Annotated in this window: 14 protein-coding genes; 13 read left to right on the top strand and 1 reads right to left on the bottom strand. The window is 38.8% G+C overall.

What is annotated here, in order from left to right; translation table 11 throughout:
- Positions 1-10 precede the first annotated feature (10 nt).
- From mnmG to G6O73_RS09800, 8 genes are all read left to right on the top strand, one after another.
- On the top strand, positions 11-1,921 hold the full coding sequence (gene mnmG / locus G6O73_RS09835) for a tRNA uridine-5-carboxymethylaminomethyl(34) synthesis enzyme MnmG (protein WP_057884864.1): 1,911 nt from the start codon (positions 11-13) through the stop codon (positions 1,919-1,921).
- Between the two features lie 349 nt (positions 1,922-2,270).
- Positions 2,271-3,371 (top strand): pyruvate dehydrogenase (acetyl-transferring) E1 component subunit alpha, encoded by a 1,101-nt coding sequence (gene pdhA / locus G6O73_RS09830; protein ID WP_057884863.1) that lies wholly within the window; start codon positions 2,271-2,273, stop codon positions 3,369-3,371.
- A gap of 2 nt (positions 3,372-3,373) precedes the next feature.
- On the top strand, positions 3,374-4,351 hold the full coding sequence (locus G6O73_RS09825; protein ID WP_057884862.1) for an alpha-ketoacid dehydrogenase subunit beta: 978 nt from the start codon (positions 3,374-3,376) through the stop codon (positions 4,349-4,351).
- 12 nt (positions 4,352-4,363) lie between these two features.
- Positions 4,364-5,680, top strand: a complete 1,317-nt coding sequence (locus G6O73_RS09820) for a 2-oxo acid dehydrogenase subunit E2 (RefSeq protein ID WP_057884861.1) — start codon at positions 4,364-4,366, stop codon at positions 5,678-5,680.
- Between the two features lie 7 nt (positions 5,681-5,687).
- Positions 5,688-7,094 carry a dihydrolipoyl dehydrogenase gene (gene lpdA / locus G6O73_RS09815; RefSeq protein WP_057884860.1) on the top strand — a complete coding sequence of 469 codons (1,407 nt, stop codon included), beginning with the start codon at positions 5,688-5,690 and terminating at the stop codon, positions 7,092-7,094.
- Between the two features lie 26 nt (positions 7,095-7,120).
- Entirely contained in the window at positions 7,121-8,134 is a 1,014-nt protein-coding gene (locus G6O73_RS09810) for a lipoate--protein ligase (RefSeq protein WP_057884859.1), read from the top strand.
- 135 nt (positions 8,135-8,269) lie between these two features.
- Positions 8,270-9,409: an SGNH/GDSL hydrolase family protein gene (locus G6O73_RS09805; RefSeq protein ID WP_057884858.1), complete on the top strand. Its 1,140-nt coding sequence runs from the start codon at positions 8,270-8,272 to the stop codon at positions 9,407-9,409.
- 66 nt (positions 9,410-9,475) lie between these two features.
- Complete coding sequence (locus G6O73_RS09800) at positions 9,476-10,249, top strand: epoxyqueuosine reductase QueH (protein WP_057884857.1); 774 nt, start codon at positions 9,476-9,478, stop codon at positions 10,247-10,249.
- Between the two features lie 111 nt (positions 10,250-10,360).
- On the opposite strand, the gene G6O73_RS09795 is transcribed toward G6O73_RS09800, so the two are convergent.
- Positions 10,361-11,713, bottom strand: coding sequence for an MFS transporter (locus tag G6O73_RS09795; RefSeq protein ID WP_057884856.1), 1,353 nt, complete (start codon positions 11,711-11,713; stop codon positions 10,361-10,363).
- A gap of 279 nt (positions 11,714-11,992) precedes the next feature.
- Between G6O73_RS09795 and G6O73_RS09790 the strand changes: the two genes are divergently transcribed.
- From G6O73_RS09790 to G6O73_RS09770, 5 genes are all read left to right on the top strand, one after another.
- On the top strand, positions 11,993-12,262 hold the full coding sequence (locus tag G6O73_RS09790; RefSeq protein WP_057884855.1) for an ACT domain-containing protein: 270 nt from the start codon (positions 11,993-11,995) through the stop codon (positions 12,260-12,262).
- A 13-nt stretch (positions 12,263-12,275) separates the two neighbouring features.
- Positions 12,276-13,619, top strand: a complete 1,344-nt coding sequence (locus G6O73_RS09785; protein WP_057884854.1) for a PFL family protein — start codon at positions 12,276-12,278, stop codon at positions 13,617-13,619.
- Positions 13,620-13,952: 333 nt separating this feature from the next.
- Positions 13,953-14,708 (top strand): DeoR/GlpR family DNA-binding transcription regulator, encoded by a 756-nt coding sequence (locus tag G6O73_RS09780; protein WP_057884853.1) that lies wholly within the window; start codon positions 13,953-13,955, stop codon positions 14,706-14,708.
- Positions 14,705-15,622: a 1-phosphofructokinase gene (gene pfkB, locus G6O73_RS09775; RefSeq protein ID WP_057884852.1), complete on the top strand. Its 918-nt coding sequence runs from the start codon at positions 14,705-14,707 to the stop codon at positions 15,620-15,622. The genes G6O73_RS09780 and pfkB overlap by 4 nt, the downstream gene beginning before the upstream one ends.
- A gap of 14 nt (positions 15,623-15,636) precedes the next feature.
- Positions 15,637-17,592: a PTS fructose transporter subunit IIABC gene (locus G6O73_RS09770; protein ID WP_057884851.1), complete on the top strand. Its 1,956-nt coding sequence runs from the start codon at positions 15,637-15,639 to the stop codon at positions 17,590-17,592.
- Positions 17,593-17,704: the final 112 nt, after the last annotated feature.

The following is a 17,704-nucleotide window of genomic DNA, read 5'->3' as shown; positions in this document are numbered from 1 at the left end:
ATCTTAAAAGATGGAAGTAAAACAATATCAAGGGAAAAAGTACGATGTAATCGTTGTTGGTGCGGGACACGCTGGTTGTGAAGCTGCGCTGGCAGCTGCTCGAATGGGTAATGAAACGCTACTGATTACGATTAATCTGGAAATGGTTGCCTTTATGCCATGTAATCCGTCGATTGGTGGTCCGGCCAAAGGAATTGTTGTTCGTGAAGTTGATGCTTTAGGCGGTGAAATGGGTCGTAATATCGATAAGACCTATGTTCAGATGCGGATGCTTAATACTGGGAAAGGACCAGCTGTCCGAGCTTTACGAGCACAAGCGGATAAAAGAATGTATTCCATTGAAATGAAACACACATTAGAACGCCAAGCACATCTAACCTTGCGGCAGGCAATAGTTGATGACTTAATTGTTGAAGGTGGGGTTGTTAAAGGCGTTATTACTAATACCGGGGCACGGTATAGTGCAAAAAGTGTTGTCTTGACAACTGGAACGGCAGCTCGCGGTAAAATCATTATTGGTGAACTGATGTATTCGTCTGGTCCGAATAATACCCAGCCGGCTAAGAAATTGTCGGGTAATTTAGAGAAATTGGGATTTGAATTAAAACGTTTTAAAACAGGAACACCACCACGAGTCGATGGAAATACGATTGATTATGATCAAACGCAAGAACAGCCTGGTGATCAAGCGCCTAATCATTTTAGTTTTGAAAGTAAAGATGCTGATTATTTGTCGCCAGAAAAACAAATGCCTTGCTGGTTAACTTATACAAATCAAAGAACACATCAAATTATTCGTAATAATCTTGATCGAGCACCAATGTTTTCAGGAGTGATTGAAGGCGTTGGTCCACGTTATTGTCCGTCAATTGAAGATAAGATTGTTCGTTTTGCTGATAAACCGCGGCATCAGATTTTTATTGAACCTGAAGGAAGGGAAACCGATGAATATTATCTCCAAGGTCTTTCAACATCATTACCAGAAGAAATTCAACAGGAAATGACTCATTCGGTTCAAGGCTTGGAACATGCACAATTGATGCGACCAGGCTACGCTATTGAATACGATATTGTTTCTCCTTATCAATTGCGACCAACATTGGAAACTAAGCTGGTTAAGGGCTTGTATACTGCTGGTCAGACTAATGGAACTTCAGGCTATGAAGAGGCAGCTGGACAAGGAATGTTAGCTGGAATTAATGCTGGCTTGCATGCTTTAGGCAAAGAAGAAGTTATTTTGAAGCGTAGTGATGCCTACATTGGAGTTATGGTTGATGATTTGGTTACTAAAGGTACCAACGAACCATACCGACTTTTGACGTCGAGAGCTGAGTATCGGTTGATTTTGCGCCATGACAATGCTGATTTAAGATTGACAGAGTTAGGTCATAAAATTGGATTAATTTCTGAAGAACGTTATCAGCAGTTTTTAGCAAAAAAAGCAGCTATAGCGACTGAAAAACAACGATTGGAAGAAACGCGAATTAAACCAAATCAGCAGGTCAATGACTTTTTAGCTAAGAAAGGTTCAGCACCGCTGAAAGATGGTGTAATGGCTAGCGAGTTTTTGCGGCGGCCAGAAGTTACTTATGCAGATTTGCAACATTTTATTCCTGCTCCATCGCACCCGCTTGATGCTCGAATTGTTGAACAAGTTGAAATTCAGTTTAAGTATGCTGGTTACATTAAAAAAGAATATCACAAGGTCGAAAAACTTAAGAAAATGGAAGCTAAGAAAATTCCAGAAAGAATTGATTACGCAGCTATTGAAGGTTTAGCGACTGAAGCACGACAAAAATTACAAAAGATTCAACCAGAAACTTTGGCACAGGCTAGTCGAATCAGTGGTGTTAATCCGGCAGATTTATCAATCCTGGCGGTTTACATTGAACAGGGTAAAATTGCTAAAGTTGCTGACTAAATTTGAGACTTTTTGGGTAATGGCTAAAACATTATGTTTTAGTCTTTTTTTGTACTGATAATTATTTAATCTGCACTTAACTTTTTGTTAAAAAAATCACAAAAGTAACAGATTTAATAAGTTTTTTCTAACTTTTAATTGAAATTAGGTTAATTAGCAATCGAACCGATTGAAATAATAGATTGTTAACAACCTAACAATCTTTAAAACAAACATATTTGGCGTTAAAATAATAATGTAAGCGGTTATAAAGCTGGAATCCAAATAATATTTCACAAGTATTTTATATGTTATATTGATACTAGAGATTTTGCTCTCACAGGATTAGCAACTCAAGGAGGTTGGATATATGTCTAAAAAAATTATTGATTTTAGTCAATTAGATAAAATGGCTAAAGAGTTTAAAACGGTTAAAGTTTTAAATGAAGACGGGGAAATTATAAAAAAAGACTGGGAACTTGATTTAAGTGATGAACAGTTGAAAGAATTATTCCGACAGATGATTTGGTCGCGAACATTGGATGAACGTTCAACAAAATTAAATCGTCAGGGGCGGCTTGGTTTTTATGCTCCAACAGCAGGCGAAGAGGCGAGTCAAATTGCTTCAAACTTTGCGATGGACAAGGCTGATTTTCTTTTACCAGCCTACCGTGATGTGCCGCAACTGGTGTTACATGGGTTGCCATTATACCAAGCTTTTCTTTGGTCACGTGGTCATGTTGATGGCAATAAGTATCCAGCTGATTTGGCTGCTTTGCCGCCACAGATTATTATTGGGGCGCAGTATGTTCAAGCAGCTGGAGTTGCCTTGGGAATTAAATTAAAGGATCAGCGACAAGTAGCCTATACCTATACAGGCGATGGTGGAACTTCCCAGGGTGATTTTTATGAAGGAATTAATTTTGCGGGAGCTTTTGAAGCCCCAGCCGTTTTTGTTGTGCAAAATAACGGGTTTGCAATTTCAGTTCCGCGTAATAAGCAGACCGCGGCGCCTACACTTGCCCAAAAAGCTGTGGCTGCTGGAATTCCGGGAGTTCAAGTTGATGGGATGGATGCGTTAGCTGTTTATGAGGTAACGAAAGAGGCTCGTGAATATGCTACAGCAGGAAATGGCCCGGTTCTAATTGAAACTCTAACTTATCGCTATGGACCACACACACTTTCTGGGGATGATCCTAAACGCTACCGGACGAAAGAAACTGATGATTTATGGCATCAAAAAGATCCATTAGTCAGAATGCGTAAATATTTAACCGCTAAGGGTCTTTGGTCGCAAGAAGAAGAAGATGGATGGGTTGAAGCGACACGTAACGAAATTAATGAAGCAATTAAAAAAGTTGAAAATATGCCGAAACAAAAAATTAGTGAATATTTGCAAAATGCCTTTGTAGATTCACCGGCAGAGATCCAACAAGAAATTGAACGTTATACTGCAAAGGAGGCCAAATAGTCATGACAAAAACGACAATGATTAAAGCGATTACGGCAGCAATGGATGAAGAATTAGCCCGTGATGACAAAGTGCTTGTTTTTGGTGAGGATGTTGGTAAAAATGGTGGTGTTTTCCGGGCAACTGAAGGATTACAGCAAACTCACGGCGAGCAACGTGTGTTTGATACACCACTTGCAGAATCAGGTATTATTGGATTAAGTACTGGTTTAGCGCTGAAAGGTTTCCGACCAGTTCCCGAAATTCAATTTTTTGGTTTTGTTTTTGAAGCAATGGATGAAATTGCTGGCCAGCTATCTCGGATGAGATTCCGATTGGGTGGCACTCGCAAAATGCCAATTACGATTCGTGCTCCATTTGGTGGTGGTGTGCATACGCCCGAATTGCATGCTGATAGCTTGGAAGGATTAATTGCTCAAGTTCCTGGCTTGCGGGTAGTGATTCCTAGTAATCCTTATGATGCAAAAGGGTTATTGATTTCAGCAATTCGTTCTGATGATCCAGTTTTCTTCCTAGAACATATGAAACTTTATCGTTCAATTAAAGCTGAAGTTCCAGATGAAGCCTATACTGTTCCGTTGGATCAAGCAGCCGTAGCCCATGAAGGACAAGATATCACTTTAATTAGTTATGGTGCAATGGTTCAAGAGTGTTTGAAAGCTAGTGATGAATTAGCAAAAGCTGGCATTTCAGCTGAAGTAATTGATTTGCGGACGATTTCTCCAATCGATGAAAAAACTATTTTGGCTTCAGTCAAAAAGACCAGCCGAGCTGTAGTTGTTCAAGAAGCTCAAAAGCAAGCTGGTGTAGGGGCACAGGTAGCAGCTTTGATTGCAGAAAAGGGAATTTTGTATTTGAATGCTCCAATTGGTCGAGTAGCAGCACCCAACACTCCGTATCCGTTTAGTGAGGCGGAAAGTGATTGGTTACCAAACAAAAATGATATCGTTGCTAAAGCTAACGAGATTATGGAATATTAGGAGGCAGATTAGATGGGTTTATATCAATTCAAGTTGCCAGACATTGGTGAAGGTATTTCCGAAGGAACGGTTGCTAAGTGGTATGTTAAAGTAGGTGACCAATTAAAAGAAGATGATGATTTATTAGAAATTGAAAATGATAAATCAGTCGAAGAAATTCCTGCACCAGTTTCTGGGACGATTAAACAAATTTTAGTTGAAGAAGGGGAGACTGCTGAAGTCGGCCAAGCTTTGGTCGAATTTGAAGTTGCAGGAGATGTACCTGAAACTGAATCTCAATCAGAAAAAAATGCAGCAGCGGCTCCAGAGCCAGAAAAAGAAGTCAAAGCGGCAACTCCAGCATCACCAGCAGCTGTAGAGGTCAAACCAGCGACTGAGACAACTGTTCCAACTGAAACTGCTGTTCAACCGCGAGATACTAGTCTGCCAGTGTTAGCGATGCCAGCAGTTCGAGCTTATGCACGTGAAAAAGCCGTTGATCTAACACAGATTAATGGTAGTGGAAATCATGGGCAAGTTACTAAAACAGATGTTGATCAATTCTTGCAAAATGGGGTTGTTCAAACTGATCAGAATGCTGATACGACTAAAGCGGCTGTGCCATCGTTACCAGCTTCAAATGAGGCTTGGCCAGAAACACGGGAGAAGATGTCGGGAATTCGCAAAGCGACTGCCAAGGCAATGATTCGCAGTAAGCAGCAGATTCCACACGTAACAGTCTTCGATGAAGCAGTGGTTGATAAATTGTGGGATCATCGAAAGAAATATAAGCAGTTAGCTACAGACAAAGGAGTTCACTTAACTTTCTTAGCTTATGTGGTTAAAGCGCTCAGTTTAGTTATGAAAGAATATCCAATTTTTAATTCGCAAGTTGATATGGATAGCCAAGAAATTGTTCATCGTGAATATATTAATGTTGGAGTTGCGACTGACACTGACCGGGGGTTGTTTGTCCCTAATATCAAACACGCTGATCAACTAAGTTTATTTGATATTGCACGTGAAATCAGTGCTAACACTCAAAAAGCCAAGGACGGTAAATTGGGTGGTGAAGACATGAAGCATACTGGAATGTCAATTACTAACATTGGCTCAATTGGTGGCGGCTTCTTTACTCCAGTAATTAATTGGCCAGAAGTAGCAATCCTTGGCCTGGGCCGGATTACTAAGGAGCCGGTTGTTGTCGATGATCAAGTTCAGGTAGCTTATGTAATGAAATTGTCCTTGTCGTTTGATCACCGAGTAATTGACGGAGCGACAGCTCAACGAGCAATGAATCGATTTAAAGAGTTACTGTCAGATCCAGAATTATTGTTAATGGAAGGGTGATTAGAAGATGGTTGTAGGAGATTTTGCAATTGATCTAGACACAGTTGTCATTGGAGCTGGTCCTGGCGGATATGTAGCAGCTATTCGGGCAGCTGAAAAGGGACAAAAAGTTACCGTTATTGAACGTGAATTCATCGGCGGGGTTTGCTTGAATGTTGGTTGTATCCCATCAAAAGCTTTAATTGAAGCAGCTCATCGGTATCAAAAGGCAATGAACTCAGCTGATATGGGTTTAAGGATTACCGCAGCAACGCTTGATTTTAAACAGACACAGACTTGGAAACAAGAAAGTGTTGTGAATAAACTAACAGGTGGAGTAGCCAGTCTTTTTAAAAAGCATAAAATCGATGTTATTTGGGGTAGCGCCTTTTTGAAAGACGATCACAGTTTACGTGTGATCAAAGATGATTCTGCACAAACTTACACTTTTAACAATTTGATTTTGGCAACTGGTAGCCATCCAATTGAAATTCCTAATTTCAAATTTGAAAACCGGGTTTTAGATTCAACCGGCGCTTTGAATTTACAGGAAGTTCCCAAAGATCTAGTTGTTGTCGGTGGTGGCTATATTGGCTGCGAGTTGGCATCGGTTTATGCCAATTTAGGAGCACACGTTTCAATTTTAGAGGGTACTGAACGTATTTTGGCGAATTATGAACGTGACTTAGTGTCAGTTGTTGAACATCACTTTAGTAAACAAAAAGTTGATATTTACACTAAAGCGATGGCTCGGAAAGCTGAACAGACAGCTGATGGTGTCAAAATCACTTTTGAAGTGGCTGGCGAAGAAAAACAATTGCAAGCGGATTATTGCATTGTATGTGTTGGTAGGCGAGCTAATACCGCTGATATGGGCTTAGAACACGTTGGAATTGAGATGGATCAGCGGGGTTTAATTAAGGTGGATGCTCAAGGAAGAACAAGTGTCAGCAACATTTATGCCATCGGAGATATTGTGCCAGGAGCAGCTCTAGCTCATAAAGCAAGTTATGAAGGTAAAGTCGCTGCTGAAGCAATTTCTGGTTCTAAAGCAATTATTGACTATCGGGCCATGCCAGCTGTTTGCTATACAGATAGTGAAATTGCAACAACTGGTTTAACTATGGCTGAAGCTAAGGAACAGGGCTTGAAACCAGATAAAGCTCAGTTTCCTTTTGCCGCTAACGGTCGAGCTATTTCTATGAATAGTACTGATGGTTTTATCCGGCTGGTGTTTGAAAAGGAAAGTCATCAACTTTTAGGAGCGCAAATCGTTGGACCTAATGCTAGTGATCTAATTACTGAGTTAACACTAGCGGTAGAAACCGGTGCAACGGTTGAAGATATTGCTTTAACCATTCATCCACATCCAAGCGTTAGCGAGGCAGTTATGGATGCTGCTGACGTTGGACTGAAATTGCCAATCAATATTTAAAAACTTTGGTTAGAGGAAGTGGTAAAGTGCAATATTTAGCGATGTGTAGTTATGATATTCGACAAAATTTAGCAACAGAACAGTATTTAATGAACAACAACCAAATCAAGCTGCCGATGGTTTTATTTTACATTGAGAAACCGTGCGTAATTGTTGGTCGTAATCAAAATACAATTGAAGAAATTGATCAAAAATATTGTCGTGAACACCAAGTGACTGTCACTCGACGGTTATCTGGGGGTGGGGCAATGTATCAGGATTTAGGCAATTTGTGTTTCAGTTTTATTGTTGATGCTGGCAGCCATCAATTTGGTGATTTTAAAACAATGGTTGCCCCGATCGTTAATGCTTTGCATGAGATGGGAGTCACTGGAGCGGAAGTTACTGGTCGAAATGATATTGTGGTTGACGGGAAAAAATTTTCCGGAAATGCAATGTACACTCGTGGTGGTAAAACTTTTTCTCATGGTACTTTGATGCTTGATGTTGATACTGAACAAGTAGCTAAAGCGTTACACGTTCCCCAAGATAAGATCGAATCTAAGGGAATTAAATCGGTCCGTAGTCGCGTAACTAATTTGCGCCCATATTTGGCTGAAGAATATCAAAAGATTACTACTGAAGAATTTCGTGATTTATTAATTATGAAAATCTTGGGCGTTGACAATATGGAAACTGCAAAAAAACAGGAATATCAATTAACACCAACGGATGAACAGCAAATTGCAGCGATTCAACAGCAATCTTATAACAATTGGGATTGGGTCTACGGTCAATCACCAAAATTCACTATTCAAAAGCGGCGACATTTTACTAGCGGAACAATTGATGCTCGAATTTTGGTTGAAGTAGGCCATATTAAAAATATCAAGTTTTTTGGGGATTTCTTTGGAACAAATGATGTGCATGAATTAGAAGTTAAATTAAATGGAGTTGCCTATAGTGAAGCTGAAATAGCGCAAGTTCTGAGCAAAGTTGATGTTAACAGTTACTTTCAAGGAATTCCGCCGCTTGAAATCATCCAACTACTAGCAGATTAGTTAACATAAAAAGGAAGATAAATTAATTTTTAAATGATGTGCTTGAGATCTTAGGGATGATTGAAACTGCAAAATATATGGGACTGAGCAAAAATGATTTTGCCCGAGTCCCATTTTTTCGAGGAGGAATAAAAAATGCATTGGCAAATCGCTTGGTATCATCAAATTGCTAATTTTAGTTTTCTGCCAGTGACGATGCCTGAATTAACGGAAGTTATTCAAACGACTTGTAATTTACATGGTGGTGAACTTAGGGCTACACTAACAAATTATTTTGGACTGCAGTCATTAATTTTTGACAGAGTTGAAGTTGGTTTAGATCCAATGTTTCATGTGAAACAATCGTTATTTTTTCACAACAGCCGGATATTTAAAATTCCTGCAGGAAAGGCAGTTGTGAGCGACCCCTGTCAATTAACAGTTCATCCTGGTCAAAAATTATATTTTAGAATTAGCAGTAGTTTTAGGCAAACTTATTGTGATTTTGCTAGTACTTATAATACTAAATTGACAAATGCTAGTTTAATCCGGCGCAGCAATCATTTGCCAACGTTGCGGACAACTTTTACGGCTCGCCGCGGTTGGTTTAGTTTAGCGCAAGTTGAAGTTTTGAGTGGGACCAAAGCAGCTGTAATTGAATTTACAGGTGATTCTTTAGCGGAAATGGGCTTAATTTCAGATGAATTAACTGAACAGCTCTACTTGAAGTATCCCAATCGGTTGACGGTTTTAAATTCAGGAATTTCTGGTAACCGATTGTTGTATAATGCTCCACAAGATGAGCCATTATATCAAACTTTTGGAACAAGTCTAGCTGAAAGGTTACCGCTACTGATGCGATTGCATCGTCCAAAGTTAGTGATTTGTTTTGTGGGCAGTAATGATCTTTTATTGCCATTAATTAGTCGGCAGGCAATTAAACAACAAATAAACCCCACTGATTTTACTGCACAAGTTGAAGAATTATTCAATTTAGTTGAAATGGCTCAAAGCCAATTATTATTCAGTAATTTATTGCCTTTTAAGTTAGGACATGGTCAGATTCATCACTCAGCTAACTATGAACAAGCTCTCACACTTCGAAAATTGGTTAATAGTGAGCTAGCCCATTTGGAGCCTTTTACCAGTACGGCAACAGCAGTTGTTAAAGAAGATCAGTTGGTGCCCGCGTATGATTTGGGTGATCACTTACACCTTAATCAAGCTGGAGGTCAGTTATTGACGAGCCAATTATTACCAGCAGTTGAAGAAAAGCTATTATCTATTAGTCAATAATTGCTTGCAGCTAACCGAGGGTATATACTTAGCAACAGAAAAGTTCTGAAGGGATGAACAAAAATTATGATTGATTTACATCAGTTTTTGGATCAGATGAATCCTAACCAAAAAATAAATTATGACAAGATTTTACAAAAAATGATTAAAAGCTGGCAGATTAATAACCAGCGGCCCAAAGTTATGCTGCATAGTTGTTGTGCACCTTGTAGTACGTATACTTTAGAATATTTGACACAATATGCGGATGTAACAATTTATTATGCTAATTCGAATATTCATCCGCGAGCAGAGTACCAACGACGTGAATATGTGCAACAAAAATTCATTCATGATTTCAATCACCAAACCGGCAGTCATGTTCAATTTATTGCAGCTCCTTATCAGCCACAGAAGTATTTTGAAAATGTTCGTGGCTTGGAAAAGGAACCTGAAGGTGGTAAAAGATGCCGAGCATGTTTTACTTACCGATTAGATTTAGTTGCTGCTAAAGCGGTTGAACTAGGATTTGATTATTTTGGCAGTACTTTAACAATTAGTCCGCATAAGAATTCTCAAGTAATTAATAGTGTAGGAATCGAAGTTCAGAATCTGTACGCAACACAATATTTGCCTAGTGATTTTAAAAAGAACAACGGTTATCGTCGTTCAGTTGAAATGTGTCATGAATATGATGTTTATCGTCAGTGTTATTGTGGCTGCATATTTGCGGCCAAGGCGCAAGGGGTCGATTTATCGGAAATCAGACGAGAAGCAGTGAAGTTTATGGCTGGCAAAGATGGGAAAAAAGAGTTTCCAGAAATTAGATTTGTTTATCATGATCAAGAGGTTTTAGAATAAAAAAGCATCGTTTGTTTCATTTAATGAGGTGAAACGCTGAGATTGGACAATAATCTTGGAGGTTCACTTCATAATTAGAAACAGACAATGCTTTTTTGCTTTAACAACATTTTAAACAGCTTTTTGTTTTAGATAATATCTGAAGAATAAAATCATTAATCCTAATAGGACGAAGGTAAACAGGATTGCCCAGTGAACTCCTTGAGTCAGTGATGCTGGAATATCCGCTAGAACAACCATCAAGGTAGTTGAAACTGAACCGGCAACTTGACGAATTGCATTATTGAGTGCAGTTGCATGACTAATTTCTGTTGGGGTAATGTCAATGAAGGCTTCTGACATAGCAGGTGAAAAGACACAAGAATTGCCAATCATTCGAATCATATAAGCAACTACAATTAACCAGATTGGCATCGCTTTAGTCATAAATAACAAGGGAATAGCAGCAATAATCATTAAACTAATACCACAAAGAATCAATAGTTTAGCTCCATGAGCATCATAGTAGCGGCCTGCCCAAGCTGCAAAAATTGCGTTTGCTAGGGCTCCTGGAAGTAAAATTAAACCAGCTTGCATACTGTTTAAGCCCACAACTTTTTCAACAAAAATCGGAATTATTTGTTCAGTACCAATTAATACCATAAAAGCTAACATGCCAACAATAGTCATTAAAGAAAAGGATGGTAGTTTGGCAATTTGAATTCGCAATAATGGCTGTTTCAAATGAAGTTGACGGTGACCAAAAATGTAAAGCAAAGTTAAACCAACCAGTAAGGCAATCATTCCGGTCAAAATGTTTTGTTTAAATAATGTAAGACTAGACAGAGCTAAGCTTGATCCAATCAGCAGTAAAAAGACTGATCCAATATCAATTTTTAAAGCTTGCGGCTGAGAAAAGTTAGGAAAACCTATCAGGCCAATAAACCATAGAATAATGAAGAGTGGTAAAACTAAAATGAATAGATAATGCCAATTGAAAAAATGTAAAATTATCCCAGCAATTGTGGGGCCTAGAGCTGGGCCTGAGGCGACAACTAGACCGGACATTCCTAGAATAGTACCGCGTTTTTCTGGAGGGAAAATAACAACTAGCGCTGTCATTTGAAAAGACATGATAATTCCTCCAGCAATTGCCTGCAAAATCCTGGCTAATAGTAAAGTAGCAAATGATTGTGAAATACTGCCTAAAAAAGTTCCAACTATAAATAAACCAGTGGTAGTGAGAAATAATTGTCGATTAGTGAACTTTTCGTATAAATTTGAAGAAAGTGGCGTGATAATTCCAATAATTAAAATATATCCAGTGGTCAACCACTGAACTTGGGTTAAGGACACGTGTAATTCTTGTTGAATAACTGGTAGGGCAGTTACCATCATTGTTTGGCTAGTTAAAGCTAAAAATGAGGCAATTAATAAAACGGCTGTAACAATCGCTCGCTTTTCTTGACTAAGTTGTTTGATCATAAAATTGAACCTACTTCCTGAAGAATAACACAACACCATTTATTTTACGGAGCAAACTAACAAAATTCAAGTTAGCATCAGTTAAAATCCTAACAATTATTATTGAAAATAAATTATCATTCAGTTTGATAAAAAATTATTTTTTAATTAACCACTTAAAAAGCTGTTATAATAATATCCATAGACAATGTAGTTTAAAGCTTTTCTTAAACAAATTGCTATATTATTCGTAAAAAGCTATACTGAAATTCAATTTAAGACAACAATGGAGGTAGTTAGATGAAAGCAATTCTAACCACAATTGGCAAGGACCAAGTTGGGATCGTTGCTGGTGTTAGTCATTTTTTGGCCGAAAAAGAAATTAATATTCTAGATGTTTCGCAAACCATTATGGATGGGTATTTTACCATGATGATGATGGTTGAACTTCCAACCTCTCAAGCTGATTTCACTACTCTAGCTGACCAATTAACTGAATTGGGCAAAGCTTTAGGGGTAGAAATCAAGATTAGACGTGAGGAAATCTATCACGCGATGCATCAATTGTAAAAGGAGTTATTTGATGGAAACCGACAAAATCTTAGAAACAATTCATATGATTTCTGATGAAAAACTGGATATTCGAACAATTACAATGGGTATTTCTTTGCTTGACTGTATTGATAGTGACAGTGATCAAGCATGTCAACGAATATATCAAAAAATCACGACTAAAGCAGCTAATTTAGTTAAGGTTGGTCAGCAGATTGAAGCTGAGTATGGAATTCCGATTATTAATAAACGAATTTCAGTAACTCCGATTTCATTGATTGCGGCAGCTAGTTCAGATCGAGATTATTTTAAATATGCTCAGACTCTTGATCGGGCGGCTAAAACGGTAGGGGTTAATTTTATTGGTGGCTTTTCAGCTTTGGTTCAAAAGGGTTATCAGCATGGGGATCAGCGTTTAATTGCATCATTACCCCGAGTTTTAGCTGAAACTGACTTAGTTTGCTGTTCGGTAAATGTCGGATCAACGCGCAGTGGAATTAATATGGATGCTGTTGCGGAGATGGGACGAGTTGTTAAGGCTGCGTCTGAACGTTCGACAACAGCTAACACTAAACTAGTTGTTTTCTGTAATGCTGTGGAAGACAATCCTTTTATGGCTGGTGCTTTTCATGGAGTCGGTGAGGGGGATACAGTAGTTAGTGTTGGTGTAAGCGGTCCGGGAGTTGTTAAACACGCTTTAGAAAAAGTTAAAGGCGAGTCACTAGACGTAGTAGCAGAAACAATCAAAAAGACTGCTTTTAAAGTTACTAGGATGGGTCAGCTAGTTGGAACGATTGCGGCTGAACGTTTGGGTGTGCCTTTTGGAATTGTTGATTTATCATTGGCTCCTACTCCAGCCGTGGGTGACTCGGTAGCTCAAATTTTAGAAGAAATTGGTTTGGCAAAAGTGGGTACGCATGGAACAACTGCTGCTTTGGCTTTATTAAATGATGCAGTTAAAAAAGGTGGAATTATGGCTTGCAGTCGAGTTGGCGGTTTGTCTGGGGCATTTATTCCGGTTTCTGAAGATTCCGGTATGATTTCAGCAGTCGAAGCAGGTTCATTAAATGTTGAAAAACTAGAAGCAATGACAGCTGTTTGCTCAGTGGGGCTGGATATGATTCCAATCCCCGGAGATACTCCAGCAGAAACAATCGCGGCAATGATTGCAGATGAAGCTGCAATTGGGATGATTAATAACAAAACAACCGCAGTCAGAGTATTACCAGTTAAAGGAAAAAAAGTTGGTGAAATGGTTGAGTTTGGAGGATTGATGGGTTATGCACCGGTTATGGCAGTTAATTCAGCGTCCTCAGCTGCAATGATTAATCGTGGTGGATCTATTCCAGCGCCAATTCATAGTTTCAAAAATTAATTAGTACGATTTTGAATTATTGGGTATCGTTGTAAATCTTTTATGTTAAACTAACAGAGCCTAGAACAATTCTTTGTTTTTAGTGCTCTTTTTTTATTAGTAAAATTCTAATTTTTGGTTACTTTTTGACCGATTGTGAATTGTTTTGAGGGAAATAATTCATTAATTACTTGATTCTTTTAGAATAATCGGGTGAATTATGAGAGACAAAGGATTGAGACGTCAAAATAAATCAAATAGAATCATTAATTTGGAAAAACATGACTATTTTTGACTGATTATGATTGATTTTTCGATAACACCATGATAAGATACTTGAGGAGGCTTTTGTAAGTGCTTGCAGAGGAACGACAACAAATGATTTTAACAGCTTTAAAAGACAAAAATATTTTAAAGTTGCAAGAGATTTGCGAACTAACTAATTGCTCTGAGTCATCGGCTCGGAGAGATTTACAGTTGTTAGAACAGCGAGGAGCTTTACTGCGGGTTCATGGAGGAGCGAAAGTCAAACATTCGCTCCAACAAGAACCGGACATGACCGGTAAATCTTTGGAAAACATCCAACAAAAAAAGTTAATCGCTAAACAGGCAGCGGAGTTGATCAAAAGAGAAGATGTGATCTACTTGGATGCTGGAACCTCGACATTAGCGATGATTCAATATCTAAATGCCGATAATCATTTAACGGTTGTTACCAATGGGGTGGTACATGCTTCTGTGTTGGCCGATCGAAATATTCGAACTATTTTAATTGGTGGTGAGTTGAAAAATACTACTAAGGCAATTGTCGGAGTACAGACAGTCAGGGAATTGCTTAAATATCGGTTTGATAAAGTCTTTTTAGGAATGAATGGAATTCATGTAAAGTATGGCTTTACCACTCCTGATCCTGATGAAGCGGCAGTTAAAACAACCGCTAGTCAGCAGGGAAATCAAACTTTTATTTTGGCGGACGATTCTAAATTTTCTCAAGTTTCTTTTGTTAAAGTGGCGGATTTAGCTGCTGCAACAATTATAACAAATAAATTGCCGCGGTCAGTTTTCAACGAATATAACGCGCAAACAAATATTCAGGAGGTTTCACTATGATTTACACGGTAACGGTCAATCCTTCAATTGATTATATCGTACAATTACCAGAATTAACGTTGGGTGAAGTTAATCGAATGGCATATGATACCAAATTACCCGGGGGCAAAGGAATCAATGTTTCTCGTATCTTAAAAGAACTAGGACACCAAAATGTTGCCTTGGGTTTTGTCGGCGGATTTACTGGGGATTTCGTTGAAAAATCTCTAAAAGAAAAATCCTTAACAACTAACTTCACTCATGTGGCAGCTGATACTCGAATTAACGTTAAGATCAAAGCGCAAAATGAAACGGAGATCAATGGTCAGGGTCCACAACTGACGGATGACGAAGTAACTAAGTTCAAACAGCAATTTGATCGTTTATCGGCAGGGGATGTAGTTATTCTTTCCGGTAGCTTAGTTCCTAGTTTAACGGCTGATTTTTATTTTGAATTAATTAAAATCATTCGCGAACATGGTGCTGAGTTTGTAATTGATACAACCGGTGAGAGTTTGTTACGGACGCTCAAGGAGCATCCATTAGTTGTTAAGCCTAACCATCATGAGTTGGCAGAATTATTTAATGTTAAGTTGGATGGATTAGCTGATATCGTAAAATACGGGCGTAAATTATTAGAAATGGGAGCACAGCATGTTCTGATTTCAATGGCAGGTGATGGTGGTTTATTAGTTACACCAGATAAAGTTTACTTTAGCCCCGCACCTAAGGGAAAAGTTATTAATTCGGTTGGTGCTGGTGATTCAATGATTGGCGGATTTGTTGGTACTTTTGCTGCAACTAGTGATCCACTTGAGAGTTTTCGCTATGGATTAGCTTGTGGAAGTGCTACTGCATTTTCAGAGGATTTGGCTGATCGAGACAAGATTAATGAAATTTTGCCACAGATAAAAATAGAAAATTTTAAAAACTAAAGGAAGTGTGTTCAATGGATATTCGTGAATTATTGTTAAAAGATGCAATGATCATGGACATGAAAGCTTCTACTAAAAGAGAAGCAATTGATGAAATGGTTCATCAGTATTTCAAAGCTGGTGTAATCGATGATGAAGAACTTTACAAAAAGGACATTTTGGCACGTGAGGCTCAGTCAACTACGGGAATTGGTGATGGGATTGCAATGCCGCATGCAAAAGACAAGGCTGTTAAGCGAGCAACTGTTATGTTTGCTAAAAGTGCTACAGGCGTTGACTACGATGCTTTAGATGGCAATCCAGTTCATTTATTCTTTATGATTGCTGCTCCAGAAGGCGCCAATAATACTCATTTGCAAGCTCTAGCAGCTCTTTCGAGTTTGTTGATTAATCCTGAATTAGTTGCAGCCTTGAAAAAAGCACAAACACCTGAAGAAGTCCATCAGTTATTTGCTGATGCTGAGGCTAAAAAGGAAGCTAAAGAAAAGGCTGAAGCGGCTAAAGAAGCTGCCAAACAAACAACAGTTAAAGTTGATGATAAACCGTATGTTGTTGCTGTTACAGCTTGCCCAACTGGAATTGCTCATACTTACATGGCTGAAGAGTCACTGAAAAAGACTGCTGAAGCGATGGGCGTTGATATCAAAGTTGAAACAAATGGTTCTGAAGGAGTTAAACATCGGTTAACCTCTGATGAGATCAGTCGGGCAGCTGGCGTTATTATTGCAGCTGATAAAAAAGTTGAAATGGCACGTTTTGATGGCAAACCACTAGTTAATCGTCCTGTAGTAGACGGAATCAAAAAGGCTGATCAGTTAATTAATGAAGCTGTTAAAGGTAATGCACCGGTTTATCATGCAGCAGCTGATGAGGGTGCCGCTGAAGATACTAGCGCAAACGGGACAGTTTGGGGAGAAATTTATAAAGATTTAATGAATGGAATTTCTCATATGTTACCATTTGTTGTTGGTGGTGGTATTTTAATTGCCTTATCTTTTGTAATTGAGCAATATTTCGGTGGTGCTAAATCATTACCATTTATTTTCTTAAATAATGCCGGAAGTTTGGCCTTTGCTTTTATGATTCCGGTTTTAGCAGGGTATATCGCTGAATCTATTGGCGATCGTCCAGCGTTAATGCCTGGATTTGTTGGTGGCTTTATGGCAACGGTCTATAGTGGATCATTTGGCGGCGTATATGTTGCTAACGTTATGACTAATGCTAAAAGTTCAGCTGGATTTCTTGGTGGGATTGCCGCTGGTTTCATTGCCGGTTACTTAACCCTATTCTTGAAGAAACTTTTTGCAAAATTGCCAAAATCTTTAGAGGGTATGAAACCGATGTTACTCTATCCGATTTTTGGCTTACTGTTAGTTGCACTGATTATGTTCTTTATCGTTAACCCGATCTTTGCGGTTGTAAATACTTGGGTTACTGCTTTCTTGAATCATATGGGTACTGGAAATGCTGTTTTGCTTGGCTTGATTCTTGGTGGGATGATGTCAATTGATATGGGCGGTCCTTTCAACAAAGCTGCTTATGTTTTCGCCGTTGCTGCTTTCACTTCAACTAAAAATGGTGATTTGATGGCTGCTGTTATGGCAGGTGGGATGGTTCCACCGTTTGCTACAGCGATTGCTACAGCTTTTTGGCCAAAGAAATTTACGGATGATGAACGTAAAGCTGGAATTACCAATTGGGTACTTGGTTTCTCATTCATCACTGAAGGTGCTATTCCATTTGCTACAGCCGATCCATTGCGTGTTTTAAGTTCATGTATTTTAGGGTCTGCTACGGCTGGAGCTTTAACTCAATGGTGGCATGTTAGTGTTCCAGCGCCGCATGGTGGTTTCTGGGTAACTCCGTTAGCAAGTAATCCTTTTGGTTATATCATTGCCGTTGTGATTGGTTCGATCATCGCTGGCGTTCTGCTGGGAATCTGGCGTCCAGAAAAAACTAACGCAAAATAAATTAATTTTTTTAAAAAAGCATTTGGAACTTTTCAGTAAGTTCCAGGTGTTTTTTTGGGGTCTCCGTCAAATCGTATTGGTGGAACCATGAAGTCCTCTGAATGGGGGGCTT

The organism is Liquorilactobacillus nagelii DSM 13675 (genome assembly GCF_019444005.1).
GTDB classification, from domain to species: Bacteria; Bacillota; Bacilli; order Lactobacillales; family Lactobacillaceae; genus Liquorilactobacillus; species Liquorilactobacillus nagelii.
This window is presented reverse-complemented; position numbering and strand designations above follow the sequence as displayed.